Origin of the sequence: Mesorhizobium sp. WSM4906, from assembly GCF_029674625.1 — a bacterium.
Taxonomy (GTDB): Bacteria; Pseudomonadota; Alphaproteobacteria; order Rhizobiales; family Rhizobiaceae; genus Mesorhizobium.
This window is the reverse complement of the sequence record NZ_CP121355.1, coordinates 1,481,965-1,499,144: the sequence shown is the minus strand read 5'-3', so window position 1 is coordinate 1,499,144 and position 17,180 is coordinate 1,481,965. Positions and strand designations below refer to the sequence as shown.

12 protein-coding genes and 1 pseudogene are annotated in these 17,180 nt (G+C 57.7%); 10 read left to right on the top strand and 3 right to left on the bottom strand.

From position 1 onward, the window contains the following. Positions 1-101 precede the first annotated feature (101 nt). On the bottom strand, positions 102-2,216 hold the full coding sequence (locus tag QAZ22_RS07015; protein WP_224570035.1) for a hypothetical protein: 2,115 nt from the start codon (positions 2,214-2,216) through the stop codon (positions 102-104). A 1,348-nt stretch (positions 2,217-3,564) separates the two neighbouring features. On the opposite strand from QAZ22_RS07015, the gene QAZ22_RS07010 reads away from it, so the two are divergent. From QAZ22_RS07010 to QAZ22_RS06985, 6 genes are all read left to right on the top strand, one after another. After that, complete coding sequence (locus tag QAZ22_RS07010; RefSeq protein WP_081714433.1) at positions 3,565-3,894, top strand: hypothetical protein; 330 nt, start codon at positions 3,565-3,567, stop codon at positions 3,892-3,894. Between the two features lie 71 nt (positions 3,895-3,965). Then, complete coding sequence (locus QAZ22_RS07005; RefSeq protein WP_224570034.1) at positions 3,966-4,208, top strand: nodulation protein NopA; 243 nt, start codon at positions 3,966-3,968, stop codon at positions 4,206-4,208. Between the two features lie 117 nt (positions 4,209-4,325). Continuing rightward, entirely contained in the window at positions 4,326-5,216 is an 891-nt protein-coding gene (locus QAZ22_RS07000; RefSeq protein WP_024505382.1) for a hypothetical protein, read from the top strand. Between the two features lie 232 nt (positions 5,217-5,448). Beyond that, positions 5,449-7,512 carry a type III secretion system export apparatus subunit SctV gene (gene sctV, locus QAZ22_RS06995; protein ID WP_063169272.1) on the top strand — a complete coding sequence of 688 codons (2,064 nt, stop codon included), beginning with the start codon at positions 5,449-5,451 and terminating at the stop codon, positions 7,510-7,512. A 53-nt stretch (positions 7,513-7,565) separates the two neighbouring features. Continuing rightward, positions 7,566-8,108 (top strand): tetratricopeptide repeat protein, encoded by a 543-nt coding sequence (locus QAZ22_RS06990; protein WP_082826568.1) that lies wholly within the window; start codon positions 7,566-7,568, stop codon positions 8,106-8,108. 894 nt (positions 8,109-9,002) lie between these two features. After that, positions 9,003-9,473, top strand: coding sequence for a MucR family transcriptional regulator (locus QAZ22_RS06985; RefSeq protein WP_024505385.1), 471 nt, complete (start codon positions 9,003-9,005; stop codon positions 9,471-9,473). A gap of 228 nt (positions 9,474-9,701) precedes the next feature. On the opposite strand, the gene QAZ22_RS06980 is transcribed toward QAZ22_RS06985, so the two are convergent. Together QAZ22_RS06980 and QAZ22_RS06975 are read right to left on the bottom strand one after the other, a co-directional pair. After that, entirely contained in the window at positions 9,702-9,914 is a 213-nt protein-coding gene (locus QAZ22_RS06980) for a cold-shock protein (protein ID WP_008874821.1), read from the bottom strand. A 1,543-nt stretch (positions 9,915-11,457) separates the two neighbouring features. Next, entirely contained in the window at positions 11,458-12,579 is a 1,122-nt protein-coding gene (locus QAZ22_RS06975) for a DUF418 domain-containing protein (RefSeq protein WP_063169274.1), read from the bottom strand. Between the two features lie 751 nt (positions 12,580-13,330). Between QAZ22_RS06975 and QAZ22_RS06970 the strand changes: the two genes are divergently transcribed. The 4 genes and pseudogenes from QAZ22_RS06970 to QAZ22_RS06955 all read left to right on the top strand — a co-directional run bounded on the left by QAZ22_RS06970 (position 13,331) and on the right by QAZ22_RS06955 (position 17,070). After that, positions 13,331-13,789 carry a response regulator transcription factor gene (locus QAZ22_RS06970; RefSeq protein WP_224570033.1) on the top strand — a complete coding sequence of 153 codons (459 nt, stop codon included), beginning with the start codon at positions 13,331-13,333 and terminating at the stop codon, positions 13,787-13,789. Positions 13,790-14,033: 244 nt separating this feature from the next. After that, positions 14,034-14,466 (top strand): annotated as a pseudogene (locus QAZ22_RS06965) (helix-turn-helix domain-containing protein); the annotation flags it as partial. Positions 14,467-15,085: 619 nt separating this feature from the next. Continuing rightward, on the top strand, positions 15,086-15,745 hold the full coding sequence (locus QAZ22_RS06960) for a response regulator transcription factor (protein WP_024505389.1): 660 nt from the start codon (positions 15,086-15,088) through the stop codon (positions 15,743-15,745). Continuing rightward, positions 15,742-17,070 (top strand): HAMP domain-containing sensor histidine kinase, encoded by a 1,329-nt coding sequence (locus QAZ22_RS06955; RefSeq protein ID WP_063169275.1) that lies wholly within the window; start codon positions 15,742-15,744, stop codon positions 17,068-17,070. Before QAZ22_RS06960 ends, QAZ22_RS06955 begins: the two co-directional genes overlap by 4 nt. Positions 17,071-17,180 lie beyond the last annotated feature (110 nt).

Genomic DNA, 17,180 nt, shown 5'->3' with positions numbered 1-17,180 from the left:
CTCCAATCGCCGGACCGCAACTCGCGCAGCGGCATTCGCGGTTTGGCCAGGAGAAATGCTCGCTGACTCACAGCGTGGCCGGCCGCATTCTGAGTGCCCTGTCATGCAGCCTGCGCCGACGGGAGCTCGGCACGCGAATGGCGTGGTTGGCGGCCAAGCCCTGAGGTCAACAAGGACTTACAGAAAGCGGGGGTGAGTTTGCCGCGATGAATTATGACCTTCTCGCGACCGGACCTAGCATCGGCTTCCTCTCGCTCTCGATTGTAGCCGCGCTGTTCGTTGGATTTAACGTGGCAAGCGGTGAATTCGGAATCAGCCAGCCCTTCCAAGTTTCTGGCCATGACGGGGCGACTCGTGTGGATGTGCACCCACATCGGGCTCGGCATCGCACCATTGACCAGCATCTTGGGCTGCAGCTTCATCTCAAACAGCTTTCCTGGCTCGCCACGCAGCGCGACCGGTGCCTCCGGCGGCATCAATTCGTCGGCATTGCACAAATGTTCCAGGTATTTTTGCGCCGGAAATGCGTAGGTCTTCATGCAATCAGTCGTAATGCCGGCTTTTCCTTCATTCAATGCGTTGGCCTGTCCCAGCACCATGTTCAGCAACCCTTTGAGCTGGTCTGTGCGTTCGTGCACTTTGGGTAGCTGGGTGGAGGTGAGTAGCAGGCGTACATTACGCCCCTGCAACCCGGCGAGACAGGTTTGCATCTCAATGGCCTGGGCTCGCAGGTACTGGGCCACATCGTCCACGACCTTACCGGCCTCCTCAGGCTTCATCTGGCGCACTTGGGAGACGACGCTTTGCTGACCGGCCAGATCGAACTGCAAAAGTTCGTCCAATCGTTTGAGCCGCTCCGTCAATACCTCCATTGACAACGCGGCGCCCCCGATTGTCGAGCCTGCCCCCGACGAACTCGCAGCCACCTCTTGCGCTCTCACCTGTGTACTCGCAACTTGATCCGAGCGCGCGAGAACCTTGGCTGCTGGCACTGTGCCGGCGTTCGCAGCGACTGGTGTTGATGGCTGCCCGGCGGCAGAAGTCCCGGCGCGAGCTGCCGACTTATGCTTTGACTTCCCTTTCCTTCGCGCTGTAGTGCCTTCTGACACTGCAGCCGTACCAGCAGTGTCAGCCGGTATCGCAGCGCCTGCCCTGGCCGGCATCGCAGCGCCCGCCTGGGCCTGTGGCGCCATGATGGCTGACGGCGGAGACTGCAGGTTCAACAAGTGCATGGCATCGTGCGCAGTGATCCATGCATCGTCCACGATCCGTTCGAACAGTTTCAATGGGAGGCCGGCATCTGGGTAGGTATGGCTTAGCTTGGTATGCACCTCGTGCAACGCCAATCCAAAATCCGAAAGCCGCTCCATGATTTTTTCTACAACCGCGCAATCATGAGCGTTGAGTGTTTTGCCATCATCCATTATGCCCTTCGCCAAAGAGAGGGCGCGAAGAGCTTCTTGAGCGGCGCTTGCCATCAGCTGCACCACTCCATTTCGACCGACGAGGAGTTCCTTCAAATCTGGCTCGAACCTGCTCGCCCGCAGTTCAATCTTGGCCCGCGCAAGACCGATCCGCTCACGGACCAGCCAGATCCTGACACTCAGTACCGAGCCGGCACGCAGCCGCAGTGCGCACCGCTCGGCTTCCCGCATCACGGGCGTTCCACTGGATAGGCTAGCGGTGGCAGCGCAGGCGGATCGCTGCCGTTCGGAGCGCCATGCCTTTTTTTCCCACCACTTAATTGCCGCCGTATGGTGGTTCTCCACATTTAAAATCAACAGCTCCTGCCGGTCCGCCTGGGAGTAGGAGTAGAGTTTATCGACCATACCTGCCGCTTTCTTGGTCTTTTTGTCCAATTTCGTGATCGTCGACAGGCCAAGTTTGTCTACTTCATTCGCGGCGTCGCACACGATCTGGCAACATCTACGCACCTTGTCGTCTGGCATAATTGTCTGCGCCTCAGCCGCAGGCAGGCTAGCGCGGTACTCCAGAATTGCTGAGGCTGCATCGACGACCCCACTGATCAGCTCCACCGCCTCCTCGGGGACGTCGGTTTTCCTGGCCGCAGCCTCGCAATCAGTCAGTTGTTGAACAAGACTGTTCATTCTGAGCTGTGTCGGACTGATATCTTTATTTGACGATGAGCTGGTGCCTTCCACCTGCGCGGTTGATAGTTGGCTACCGACCGGCGCCATGGCTTCGCCCTCAGACATGGAGGGAGAACCGCGCCGCCTTGCGGCTGCGCCACGTGGCGCTACGGTTCCGCGTGGTGGCGCAGCGGCTCCACGTGGCGGTGTGTTCAGGATTTGATCTTCGCCAATCGAGGCGCCTGGCAGACTTTCGCGGGCATCGCCTGGACCGCGCGCAACTGGAAGGGAGGAGGGCCTCCTATCGGCGTCCCCAGAGCGCATCTGCTCCACAACGGAATCGAATGACTGTCCACCTTCTCCCGCAGCAAGACTTGATTGCGAAAGGGAACTGCTCGCCCGCCCCGCGCGGCTGGCTCCAGTTTCAGCCTGCGATTTCCGTGGTCGGCCAATGCCCTTCATATTGCGTCTCCGTAGTAGGCGAGAATGTGCTGCTATTGTGCTGGCGGCTGACGAGACCAGCGGCATCTTTCGGTTAACGTCACGGTCAGCCAGACCCGCGACGGCGTAATGTTCCCGCCAAAGTGCTTCTCAGTAGCAGGCCAAGATTGGCCCGAGCTCACAGGACTTTCGCAACGTTGCCATCGATGTCCTGAGATTATCAGCGCTTCAGTCCGCCGATTTCCAGGAACAGCGAATGAAATCAGACCAACTCGGCTAGCTCCCCTTCCTAGACACGTGCCTGACGATTTTATTGATGCGTCACTCCTCTCGTTCGCCACCGACAAAGTCACACATTTGCTTCAGAGAAGCGTGTGCGTTGCGTATCACGCGGACCATTTCGATCTATAGTTACAAAAAGTGTCGAGACGGGACCTTTGGATCCGAAGGTCAGGCACGGCCGGCCTAGATAGACCGCTTGGCTGACGATTAGCTGACGATGGGAGTTCTCACGAACAGGGCAAGAAAATCCGACCGCTTCAAGCTTTCGATATGGTGAGAAGAGGATCCGCACCGGCCTCCCAAAGCCGGCAGACCATCCCATGTTCGTACGGTCGCCGACCTTCTCGAAGCCAATGAGCTCACCGCGCCGGGCCGTGATGTGCAGGCGAGAGAATGGTGATGCAAAGACCGAGTTCCTGCTCGTTGCGTGCGCCCGTGGAGCCAGCAAGAATACGGTCATTGCGGTCATGCAGCACGTGGACCGTGTCTCCTGTTCGACACCACAGCATCGAGGATGCAAACGAGCTGCTGCGGCTGCCATTCGGTCGCGGCATGCGTGGACGGCGGGATTGGCCGAACAGCCGAGATCGTGGTCGACTGTTCGATGCGAGAGCAACATCCTGCAGAGCATACGTTTTTGCGCTGGCCGGTTTTTGTCAAAAGCCGTCAGGTTCTCGAAAGCTCCCGCCCTTAGCTTGATCGAGGCTAACCTTTAACACGTCGCCGCCAATGGCAAATGCCGGAGTACCTGATGATAGCAGCAATTGGGAGTGGAGTTGGCAACCTCGGGACTTCCTTGATCCGAAAGGGCCATGGGGATTCGAAATCCGAGCATTCTGGTGATGGCAAGCCGGCTGATGGCAATGATGGCAAGCCAGCTGGTGGGAATGATGGCAAGGCAGCTGGCGGGAACGATCGGGCGGATAACCGGACCGTTTCAAATGATCAACTTCAAGACAACTCACAGTCTGCAGCACAAAGTGAAGCCTTCCAAAGTATCCTGCGATCGTTCGCGTTCCAATTCGCGAACGATGCGATGGCTGAGGCCGATGAAGCTTTGGATGACACAGAAGATGCCTGACGCGGGAAATCCGGCGTGAGGTCATACAGGCCGTTATTGACGGCACAACTCCAACAGAAAAAGGAATGATCATGGCTGCAGTTGATAATAATAAAAAATCAGGCAATACCAATACCAGTAGCGCCGGCAATACCGATAAAACTAACAGTGGCACTCCCGGCAATACAAGCGGAGCTGATGCTACTGCTTTTCAGGCGCAAGTGCAGGAACTAACCAATGTTAGCTTGGAGGCGACGAAAAGGAGTGTCCAGTTGCGCACTCTAACGACCAATCTCCAGACCATCAAGAAGGCCGCCGACGAACGCGTTTCGTAATGTCGGAAGCGGGTTTTAGACTGCCCCCTAGCGCGTCTCCTTATTGACGCGACGTAGTCCCGAAATGAGCCGCATGGCAATTGCCATGCGGCTTCTATCCTGTTTGAGAGATGCTCTGTGGATGACGCCGTTTCCCTCCGTTTCGAAGTGCGTTCGGGGCACTATTGCGGTCTGACCGGCAAGACGGATCTTCAAAAGTGTTTAATCGGCAGCGGCTTCGATGCCGATTTGGTCTTTGTCGAGCAGGGACTGGCACCGCATCACCTTCGTGTAACTCTTCTTGGCAAGTCGATCGAACTGGAGGCGCTTGCACCCGGACTCAGTATCGAGGGCAACCGGAATATCGCCGCAGGCCAGTCCGTTGTTGTGCCCCTTCCTGTCGTCCTGCTCGTAGGCGAGATGTCCATTGCTTTGTCCGTGCAGGATGCAGAGCCGCCTGGTTCGACCGGCATACCGCGCCTACCGATCGGTGTGCTCGCCATGGTCATAATCAGCTCACTCGGGATCGGCGCGCTTTCAGGCACGATCTCCTATCTTGGCAATGCAAGTGGATCGAGCCCCAATTCACTTCGGGCTGAAGTCGCGTCCAGAACGATCAGTCACCGCGCTGACAATGAACTTACGGAGGCAGCGGCCCAAGAGCTGCAGGAGGAAGTCGATCGAGCGGGTCTTCTCGACGTCAAGATTGGGTCGGCAAAGGGTGTTGTGACCGCCGAAGGCACCGTCACGTCTGAATCGGTCATCAGTTGGCAGAAGCTTCAGCAATCGTTCGATCGTCGCACCAAGGGTACTCTAACACTGGTGAACGGAGTGCTCATCAAAGAGGAGAAGGCGCCATCCGCAATCGCGGTCGAAGCTGTGTGGCATGGGGTCCAACCATATATTGTCATCGACAGCGAGAAGTATTTTGTCGGCGCCATTTTGGCTGATGGATGGGTGGTCGAACGTATTGAGGACAGCCGTGTGCTGCTGAGCAGGAATGGCCGCATTGCTGCTCTCCAATATTGAAAGCTCGCAGGCCCCATCAAGCAGCACTCTATGGCCAGCCAAACATCCTGTCGCGCTCGGTGCTGACAAGCTGGCTGCGTTGGAAACATTTGCTGCCCAGCCATTTCGCGCCTGCTTGTGGCTCTCATGCAGGGTCACGCGCTGGCCAAGGCTGAGGCGCCTTCGGAGTTCGAAAGCCACGTTTCATGGCGTAACAGCAGAGTAAGTCTCAACCGATTGCAAAGGTGTCTCGATGGCCAACGTCCTGCGTGACTTCATCAAGCGTGCGCCGGCCAGCCCGGATTTAATGGTTGCGTTGATGCTGCTTCTGGCTGTCGCGATGATGGTCATGCCTATCCCGGTCGTGGTGGTCGACGCCCTGATAGGATTCAATATGGGGTTGGCCATACTGCTGATGATGGTTGCCCTGTATGTCAGTACTCCACTTGATTTTTCCTCTTTGCCCGGCGTTATTTTGATTTCCACTGTATTCCGTCTCGCGCTCACGGTCGCAACGACGCGACTGATCCTGGCCGAGGGGGAGGCCGGCAGCATTATTCATACTTTTGGCGATTTCGTCATTTCAGGCAATATCGTGGTGGGTTTCGTCATATTTCTGGTCGTCACCATGGTGCAATTCATGGTCCTCGCGAAGGGTGCCGAACGGGTGGCAGAAGTGGCGGCGCGTTTCACGCTGGATGCTCTGCCGGGCAAGCAAATGGCGGTCGACGCAGAGCTACGCAACGGCCACATCGATGCCAACGAATCCCGCCGGCGGCGCGCCGAATTGGAGAAGGAAAGCCAACTCTATGGCGCGATGGACGGCGCGATGAAATTTGTGAAGGGCGATTCCATCGCCGGGCTGGTGGTTATCTGCATCAACATGCTGGGTGGAATTTCGATCGGCCTGCTCTCCAAGGGCATGTCCTTCGGCGAGGTACTGCATCACTACACTCTGCTGACGATAGGCGATGCATTGATATCGCAGATTCCGGCCCTTCTGCTCTCCATTACTGCGGCGACCATCGTCACCCGTGTGACTGGGACGGCGAGGATCAACCTCGGTACAGAAATGGTCAGTCAGCTCACGGCCAGCACTCGAGCCTTGCGACTGGCGGCCGGCGTCCTGGTTGTAATGGGGTTCGTTCCTGGGTTTCCCCTCCCCGTCTTTCTGATGCTGGCCGCAGTGTTCGCTGCGGTAAGCATTGTCAAGGCTGATGTGCTGGGCGCCGGCACTGCCGATGCGAAAGGTGGAACTGCAGCGGAGCCTAAGCAAGCCGCGCCTGCGAAGGAATTCCCGATCGCATTTTTTCTAGCGCCAGATCTTATGCAGGCGGTCGATCAAGCCGAATTGCAAAAACATATTGGGCGCGTTTCGCTCCTGGTCACAGCCGATCTGGGCATTATCGTTCCTCGCATCCCTGTCTTGGTTGACGAGCAGCTGCCTGAATCGCAATTCCGAATTGATGTCGAGGGCGTGCCAGTCGAACAGGACGCCTTAGATCCAAACCAGATGGCGCTCCGAGCCGATGTAGCGCACGTCGACTCGAGCGGTGTCCCCCTTAGACGTGAGCCGAAAACGGACAGACTCCCGGTTGAACATACCCCTGCAAAGGCCCTTACGGGCGCCGGCACGGAGCATAGGGCTCCCGGCGAACTCCTCGCCTTGCGCGTCCATGCAGCGTTGACCCGCTACGCACCGCGATTGGTGGGCATCCAAGAGACCCGACATTTCCTGGGCCGAATGGAGCAGGAATATTCTGAGCTTGTGAAAGAGGTGCTACGCACGACGCCGATTCCTCGGATTGCCGATGTTCTGCGCCGCCTCCTGGAGGAAGGTATCCCAATCCGCCACACCCGTCTCGTGTTGGAGGCATTGGCCGAATGGAGCGAGCGTGAGCAGAACGTTGCCCTGCTGACGGAATATGTCCGTTCTGGTTTGAAGCGACAGATCTGCCACCGCCATGCCAACACGGAGGGCATCGTGTCCGCCCTGGTCGTCGAGCGCGAGAGCGAGGATGTGATGCGTGGCGCGGTTCGAGATTCGGATGCAGGCCCCTATCTCGCACTGGAGGATCGGCAAAGCGAAGCGATGCTATCACAGATACGTCAGGTCCTTTCGAACGCAGAACCGGGTCAAACCCGCCCTATTCTGTTGACGTCGATGGATGTCCGACGTTTCGTCCGCGGCTTTCTGACGCGAAACGGGGTTGATCTCGCCGTGCTGTCTTATCAAGACCTCGCCTCCGACTTTACAATTCGCCCCGCAGGATCCGTCACACTCCCGCACGGATCGAACAGCGGATTGTTAGAGTAGTCCCACCTTTCCTAACTGAACGCCACGCGCCTCCCCGATAACTGAGAGATAACATGAATAGTAATACAGTTTCTCCATCGCCTATGTTTCTGCGCCGGAACTCACTTCTTTTTGCCGTACTCGCCATTCTGCCTTTGGGCGGTTGCGCCAGCTGGCAAAAGCCGGCTCTTTCCGTGCAGGAGACATCTTCCCCCGAGTTGCTCAGCGCCGATCAAATCGATCCGGCTATGCGCGAACGCATTTTGCGCGAAGTTGGTCAGGATGTTCAAGAGCGGGCTTTGCGGGATGAGGTGAAGCAGCACCCGGACAATGTTGATGCGGCGATACGACTTACAAATGCCTTGGTGGGCCAGAAGCGCCCGCACGAAGCGGTTGAGGTGCTCGACAGCGTCTTGGTTGCAGCCCCAGGAAACGTACGTGCATTGAATGCGAAGGGCGTGATTTTGGACATTGAGGGGCGGCATGACGCGGCACAGGCCCTGTATCGGCGAGCTCTCGAAAACGAGCCAGGCAATCAGATGGTGCAGCATAACTTCAATCTGTCGCTTGCCTTTAACGGCAAGTCCGAACAACCAAGGTTAGCACGATCGCAATAGGTGGGCACAGTGCATGCGCAGCCTGTTCCCCGGCTCGAACACGCGCTCGGCTCCCATCATAGATGGCCCCCTGAAGAGAGCCATATCTATGCAAAACAGTTGCTCCAGATCTGGCCGGCAGAGATCGGCAGGAGAGCCGGATGACATCACGCGGCCACCCGCAAGGCCACCCGCCTCGCTTCGTTGCCAGAGCGCCCTCTCCCTCGCCGGTCACCGTCTCGCAATGCGGCGACCTGGCTTAAGGCGGTCGACCGAGCGCCCGATGCAGTAGCCATGAATACGTAACGCAGCGATGGACCCGCCGGATCGTGTCGCGCTTGTGCTGGCCGTCCCTGCCATTACAGCACGGTGATTGTAGCTGGATCATATTCTAGAGGCATCGATGGTGTGGATGCCTTCGATCCAAACAATCGATTTGTTGAATTCGTCCGCCTGAGGAAATTAGCTGCGGCGATCCGACTTCCGACGCCTGCAGGCGCAAAACCAACAGCGTGAGCGCTGCGGGTCCGGAGGCAGGCTGCAAAGTGCAATCACCAGCGCTGATAAGCGGCAAGTGAAGAATGTATCGCTCGGGCAACTCCTGTGTTGTGCACGGTTGCCCCGCGAGGTGAACTGTAGCAGCTTGGCAGCTCAGCGTTCACGAAAGGAGAAAAGATTTGGGGCCAAGCAAAGACCGGCTTTTTTGATTGTCTTGCTGTATCGCTATGGTGGGGCGGGCGCGACCGCTCCCATAATTCAATACGCTGCCTTTAGCGATGGACGATGACGGGATGCGTCGCCGAGACTTCAATGGTGGAGGAGCAGCGCACCCGTCGATCCATTTGCTTTCAGCGGCAACCGCCACTATGAAGCGACACTTCGCCCAACTGTGTTTCAAGCTGCCCGGAGAAGTTTATGACAGAAGAACCCCACAAGACCGACATCCTCATCGAGCTCACTGCCGATGTTGTATCAGCCTACGTCTCCAACAACCCCGTCCCGGCGGGGGAGCTTCCTGCCCTGATCGCCCAAGTGCACGGGGCTCTAAACGGCACGGCTGGACTCATACCGGCAGAAGAGCCTGTGCCTGTAAAAAAACCTGCTGTCCCGATCAAAAAGTCGATCGAACCGGACTACATCATTAGCCTTGAAGACGGCAAGAAATTCAAATCGCTAAAGCGCCATCTGGCGACGCACTATGGTCTGACCCCAGACGAATATCGCGCCAAATGGGGTCTGCCGTCGGATTATCCCATGGTGGCGCCGAATTACGCCGCTGCGCGCTCCGCCTTGGCCAAGACCATGGGACTCGGCCGCAAACCGAAAGAGCCGGAAGCCCCAGCCACGGCGCCGGCGAAACGGACCCGCAAGAAGGTCGCAGCCTAAATCCGTATCAACAGTCGTTCGGACGCGCAGCAGCCGTTGGCCCAATCTGCGCGGAATCAAAGGGCGGGGATGAGCCCCGCCTTTCCCGTCCAAGAGCCTCATTTCCAGAGTAATTCATGATGGCTCCAGCAATCCCTGCCGCGGCATTAACTTGCATGCTCCGGCCCGGGTTTCGAGCCGTCAATGCGTTCCGGCGATGACGAACCTTGCCAAGGCTTTCCCGGACCGTTAGCCAGCCTTGCTGAGGCTGCCTGCAGAGGACTTTCCCGTGCGGCGATCCTGTTCCACCTCGTAGTTGATCTTCTGGCCCTCATTAAGGGTCGACAGGCCCGCTCGTTCAACAGCGGAAATGTGGACAAAGACATCCTGACCGCCGTTGTCAGGCTGAATAAAACCAAAACCCTTCGTGCTGTTGAACCACTTCACCGTTCCAGTCGCCATATCCATTCCTTTGTAATAAGTCGCAACTTAGGCAGGCCATTCACGCCAGCCTGATTTGTACACGAGACTTTAGGCGCATCAAAATCGGAAAATTGCAAGGCCCACTCGATCGCCTGATCTCCAGCAGCAACTGCAACATATGCGAGGCGCGTGCCAGACGAGGCGTATGCCAGACGTTTCGTCGTGCGCTGTCGCTCGAACGTTGACAGAAACAATGACACACCTTGCAAACTCGGCACATCTTGTGGACGTGCTCGGGTCGCTTCTCGACTGCGATACCCGCTCCTGACCGGGTATCGTCGGCCAAAATGAGAGTTTTTGTCATGTGCCGCCAGACCGAAAGATCAGGCGCGCAGCGACCTGCACATTCAAACCGGAACCCGCGAACCTCGATTAGCTTCTGCCTGCTCCGAAGGGCGGTAGCCTGCTCTGAGGCGGGCCACTGTCGGGTTGAAAACCAACTGTCGGGTTCGGAACCCCAGATTGTCGGCAAGGTACGCGCCGCCCACTGGTTGGCCAAAGGGGCACTGGCTCCTGATCCTGCCGCCATGCTCGCCCGATCTCAACCCGATCAAGACAGGTCTGCTCAAAACTCAAGGCGCGGCTGCGGAAGAAGGCGGCCAAAACTTTCGACGCTCTCTGCGGAACTCTCGGCGATATCTGCCAGCTGTAGGAGCCAAATCAAAAACCATTAATTGCGACAGGTGATTTTATGACATTCATTGCGAAGAGGCCAGAATGAACAGCGGAAGAGAGTAGCAGCTCTCTGGTCGCGGCGAGGTGGATCGTCGACACGATCGGCACCTGGCCCGTGCGGGGATCGCACCGCAGCCAGCACCAGAGCCAGACCTTGACCGCTTGCCTTGCTCAGGCGCCACAACAACGAGTGGCTGGAAGCAGATCCACGTGAACTCAGCGATATCGATCAGACGATGCTTACCCTCATGAAAGCCGATCCCGACGCTGTCCAGCGCCGCGAAATCCTGACCAGCATATGGCGCATCGGATGCCACCGCCTGCACACTCACCATCGACATGCCGGAACTCGGAACCAAAGGCCGCAAGCCTCGCCGGCCTCGGCAAAATGGAGCGGCCGCGCCTTCATCCGGGGCGGCCGGGCCAATGTTCGCCAGGCCCTCTACATGCCCGGCCCTTCGCCCTGCGCTTCAACCCCGACCTCAAGGCAAAATACCAGGCGCTAAAGGCGGCAGGCAAACCCGCAAAGGTCATCATCTTGTTGCGAAAGCTCCTCATCCTAGCAAACGCTCTCCTCAAGGCGCAGCGAAAATGGCCCCTAAAACCCTTGACCGAAACGGATACCTTAGCCTTTCAGGTGAGGCGGGCCGAGATAGACCAACCGCGGGTTTAACTTCGCGAGTTTAAGCTGATTATGCCGATGCAACTCTAGCGCCTGCGCGACCGTTTTAGCTTCCATCAACAAGGCGGCAGGCTGGGAGGAAGTACCCTCCCCTGCCGCGAACAAGCTTTGGACAAAGCCCCACCTTGTCCGTAATGTGATCGGGAGGCCGGGGCGCGGCGGTGCTCAGCGGATGTGACGCGCGAGATCTGCGACCCTACCCATCAGCACTTCCATCGGTCCTCGCTGGAAGATGCGCAGCCAAAGCACCGCAAAAGTGCTGATAACCACAACGAAGCCAAAGAGCGTGGACAGGCTCTCGTCTTTGAAAATGTTTATCTTCATAAGATAGGCTATTCCCGCAATGTGCAGCACATAGGCCGTCAAAGACATCGAGCCGACTGCGATTATTGGCCAGACCAGCTTTCGCAGACGCGGGAGCGCATCCACAGCGAGCATGCAAGCCGCCAAGATGATCATTGCGCAACCGGTGCTGCCCACGATCGAAAGCGTCGTTTCGCTATGAGGTGCGGCTATCCATGACGACTTGACTATAAATGACGACTTGGAAGGCTCAAAAGCGCCGTCAACGTCAGACCACCACAAGGAGGTTTCAGTCAAAGCGCGGGAACTCAGCGCGAGCAAGGATCCCCCATGGCCCAACACGGCCAGCGCGACCCCCGCCAGACCAAGGCGCCAATGCGCTGCTAGCGTATTAAGATTAAGGCGCGCGATGGCCATGCCAGCGATGAGGAAAGGAACCCAGGTCACCGCGGGATAGTAGCCGTTGACCATGAGGTTGAAGACCGGGTCGAGGAGGTTGGGGGCAACCGACAGAAGGGAGGAACGGACTTGCGGGAGAACTAATGCCGTAGCGGCAGCGATCAAGCCCAGCTGATATGCGCTGAGCCGATGGAGCGGCAATACCAACAAGAAGCAAATTCCGTAGTATTCTAGGATGACTTCGACCTGGGTACCGAGGCAGCCCAGGATTGAGCCAAGCGCGAGCAAAACAAGGGCACGAATTGCGACTCTGGCGATGGCCTGTCTACCGGCTATCCCCGACTTCGGCGCCTTGCGACCTGTAATCAGGAGGATTGAAAAACCGGCCAATACGGCAAACAGGGCCGACGGCCGCCCATGGGTTAGTTCCATCAGAAACCCGACTAGTCCTCCTTCGCCGGGGTCGGGACCGAGATGGGCGGCATACATCCCGAAGACAGCCAGGCCCCGAGCGAGGTCGATGCCGACCAGCCGATCTACTACCGACCCATTCCTAGCGTCGGCAACCGGTGCCTTCATTACCATGGTAGATTCCCTTGTTGGGTGTGTGGATCGCGGGAGCCGCGATAGGAGAGCCGGTCGGCTGCTGCCGTCGCCTCGTGAAAGGGTTCAAAACATCGCGCCATCTGGCGCATCGAGCCGGCGACAGAGCTGTTCAGCCATTAGCCTGGGGTAAGAACAACAGATCGGCTCACAAAGCCTGTGTCACGGACCTGAAAAGTGGTGTCGCGGAACCGTCGTTTTTTGCATGATGGCTAAGCCGAGAGATCCACTGCACCGACGAGAGACTCAGCGACGTTAGATATCCGATCAGTACGCCGCGGCTCCGCCGGTGACGATCACCCCGGGTGTCAAGGCCAGGGCGTAAACCTGCCATAATCTGTGGTAGTGCGCCCGCGACCAATCCGTTCGACAAAGCTCGGCGCATGGTCGAGCCAATCATATTCTTCCATGTGGCTGTTGCCTGAAAAACCGAAGACGCCGTTCGCTGGTCCAGCTCCAGACCTCGGCCTGCGTCGGTCATTAGAACCGGCGCGCCTGTTTCCCAAATCAATTTGCTGATGCAGCCGCCGGGGGTCACATTGAGCAAAAGTGCCGAGTTCAGGACGGGTTTCATAGGGGCTCTTCGTTTGGCTTTGTTAACGACCCCTTTCTTGCAAGTTGTAGCTGACAGCAGCCTGAAAGCTCCCCAAATAATTCGCTGCCGCCGGTTCAGCCTATTGTCAGCTTCGACCAATAAGATGGGAGCCTTGCCCTCATACCGGAGCTCGGCAGCATGATGCGAATACTGCTCACTGAAGACGATAAGGACCTTGGAAGTGCTATGCACGATCATTTGGTGGCTGGTGGCCACGCGGTCGACTGGGCCAAGAACCTGTCCGAAGCGCGCGATTATGCAGCTGTGGTCGGCTACGACCTTATTTTGCTCGACGTTCACCTGCCGGACGGCAATGGGATCGACTATCTGCGGGAGCTGATCAAGGAACTTGAATCGGCACCGGTCATCATTCTGACAGCCTGCGATCGGATTTCGCATCGCATCGAGGGCTTCAACGCTGGAGCCGACGACTATTTGGTCAAGCCGTTCGATCTGGGGGAACTCTCAGCGCGTATCCATGCAGTGGCACGTCGCCATGGGCATTTTCCGGAGCCGCAATTTTCGGTTGGGACGCTTTCCATACAGGCAGCCGAGCGACGCCTCTTCCGCGACGGGCAGGAGGTCTACCTGACTTGACGCGGATGGGCGGTGCTCGACTACCGTCTGCCCCAGCCCTGCACGGTCGTTTCAAAAGGGAAGATCGTGGACGCGCTTTTCGGCAGACGGCGCTGATTCATACTCTAAAAGAAAATTCGGCTTCCAGTTGCCTTGGCCATGACTTTCCTTCCCGAGAGATGGGTGACAGTTCATTCCGGATAGATGGGTTACACTTTCGGCCCTTTGCAAGGAGAGCAAGGTGCCTTGGAAGGAGTGTAACGTCATGGAAGAGCGGCTGAAGTTCGTCGCCCGGCTGCTGGACGCGAGAAGATGGCGGTGCTTTGCCGGGAGTTCGATATCTCGCGCAAGACCGGCTACAAGATCCTCACGCGCTACAACGACAGCGGCCTGGAGGGCTGACGGACCGATCGCGGCGGCCCTATCGCCACGCCAATCAGCTTCCGTTTCAAATCGAGAAGCTGATTGTGCGCCTCAAGCAAGACAAGCCGACATGGGGTGCGCCGAAGATACGCGAGCGGCTGGCCCGGCTGTATCCGGATGTGCACCGGCCCGCGATCTCGGCCGTGCATGCCGTGCTCGACCGCCACGGCATGGTCGAGCGCCGCAAGCGCAGGCGCAACAGGGCGACGGGGACACCACTTTCAAACGGCTGTCGCCCTAACGATCTTTGGTGTGCCGACTACAAGGGCGAGTTCGGCAGAGAACACGGCCGGGACAGGGGATCACAAACACTTGACCGTTCCAGACCCTGGCAGTGGCGCATCGATTGACCGTTGGCTCTGTTCGTGGGCACCGAAAATAGGGCCTTCTTGGTCCTCGGCAGAGAATATGGCCCGGACGGGGGATAACAAACACTTGACCGTTCCAGACTCTGGCAGTGGCGCATCGATTGACCGTCGACTCTGTTCGCGAGCGCCGAAAATACGGACGACCCCTATGGTCAAAGTGCACTTCTGACCTGCTAGGCACTGTTCGATAACTGGAGGCACCCGCTACGGTGCCCTCGTATTTAAGACACCTGTCAGTTTCAAGCCTGGACATTGACGCGTGGCGCGGCTGCCATTCGTTGACCGCCACGTCGAATTGCCCGCCAACCAGTGTACAGCCGCCGGTGGTCACATTGAGCAAAAGTGCCGAGATCAGGAGGGGTTTCATAAGGCCTCTTCGTTTGGCTTTGTTAACGACCCCTTTCTTGCAATTGTAGCTGACAGCAGCCTGAAAGCCCCCAGATATTCGCTGGCGCCGGTTCAGCCTACTGTCAGCTTCGATCAATAAGGCAGGAGCCTTGCCCTCATACCGGAGCTCGGCAGCCTGATGCGAATACTGCTCATTGAAGACGACGACGACCTTAGAAGTGCTGTGCACGATCATTTGGTGGCTGGTGGCCACGCGGTCGACTGGGCCGAGGGCCTGTCCGGAGCGCGCGGTCATGCAGCTGTGGCCGGCTACGACGTTATTTTGCTCGACGTTCACCTGCCGGACGGCAATGGCATCGACTATCTGCGGGAGCTGATCAAGGGGCTTGATACAACGCCGGTCATCATTCTGACAGCCCGCGATCGGATTTCGCATCGCATCGAGGGGCTCAACGCTGGCGCCGACGACTATTTGGTCAAGCCGTTCGATCTGGGGGAACTCTCGGCACGCATCCGTGCAGTGGCACGTCGCCAAGGGCATTTTCCGGAGCCGCAATTTTCGGTTGGGACGCTTTCCATACAGGCAGCCGAGCGACGCCTCTTCCGCGACGGGCAGGAGGTCCACCTGTCTGGACGCGAATGGGCGGTGCTCGACTGCCTTCTACGCCGGCCCGGTTCGGTCGTTTCAAAGGGGAGGATCGAGCACGCGCTTTATTCATTCAATTCGGAGTTCGAGAGCAACACAGTGGAGGTTTATGTCAGCCGGCTCCGCAAGAAGATCGGCGGGGATAGAATAGCAACCGTGCGTGGCTCCGGATACAGGCTCGTGGTCACATGACGAACTCGAACAGCATGACGAGAAAGCTGATATCGTGGTTAGGCGGGGCAACGCTCCTGGTTTGGATCGCCGCCCCAACCATTGCTGCGTTCATTTTTTGCAATAATGTAAACGAAAGTTCGGATGACTTGCTCCAGGGGAGCGCAGAGTACAGAGAACCAGAGCTGATCAAGGTCTTGAATGGAAAACACGTTGATCAATACAATAACCACTTGCCAACTTATGAAAAGTACTGGACCTATCGTGAGCAGGTTATTAATAAGTACGGGGTAGTGCTTATTTCTGAACCGGAAGAGGGTCAGCAGCCCTTCCCTGATGCTCCCCTGAGTAACGGCTTTTGGCGAAACGCTGATTACCGCGTCTACACAGAGGAGATCCAAGACGGCGTGTATCATCAGTTGGCCGAACCGCTTGATGGCCGCCGTACCACAATCGCGAAGGGCGCACTTTTTGTCTTCCTTCCGACACTCGTGCTCCTGCCCTTTAGCTTAGCTGTTTGGTGGATCGTGATCCGGCGCTCGCTGCGGCCAATCGAGGTACTGCGACAGCAGATCGGATCGCGCGACGGCGGCAATCTGTCACCAATGGACTTGGGCGATTTCCCGGCAGAGTTGGCTCCAATCGCGGCATCCGTCAATCGGCTTCTCGATCGTCTGCGGGCGGCTCTCGAGGCCGAACGCGAGTTCGCCGCAAACAGTGCGCATGAACTGCGCACGCCGATCGCAGGTTCAATCGCTCAGATGCAGAGATTAGTGGCCGAGCTTCCCAATGGGTCGGCCAAAATGCGTGCGCGCGGCATCGAGCAAGCGCTGTCGAGCCTTGGCCGCCTTGTCGAAAAAGTGCTTCAGCTCGCTCAAGCCGAATCGGGGGTTGGCATGGCGGATCACGCGATCGATCTTGTCCGATCGGTTCGGCTGGAAATCGATGACCTGAGGAAAAAGCCGCAATATGCCGGACGCCTGCATCTTAACGTCGACGGCTGCCCCACTTTGATGCGCAAAGTGGATGTCGATGCGTTTGGGATCCTCCTTCGTAACCTGATCGAGAATGCGCTGATACATGGACTGCCCACTGTTCCGACAACAGTTTCCGTCCAAACTGATGGAACCATCGCTATTGCAAACGCCGGACCGGTGGTGCCCCTCCCCGACCTCGAAGGGCTTACAAAGCGATTTAGTCGTGGTGCTACTCCTGCTGCGGGCTCAGGCCTTGGTCTACATATCGCTAACATGGTTATCCAGCGGATCGGTGGCAGTCTAGAGCTTGCGTCGCCCGCCCGCGGTCGCAATGATGGTTTCGAGGCGATCATACGAATTCCTCAATGACACCGGTGAATTCGACGACAGTTGGACACAGGGCGGATTGCTGGCAAGGCTGCTGACAGGGCGAACTGTACGGCAGTATGTATACGGCGTAGAAATCGTACTTCACACAA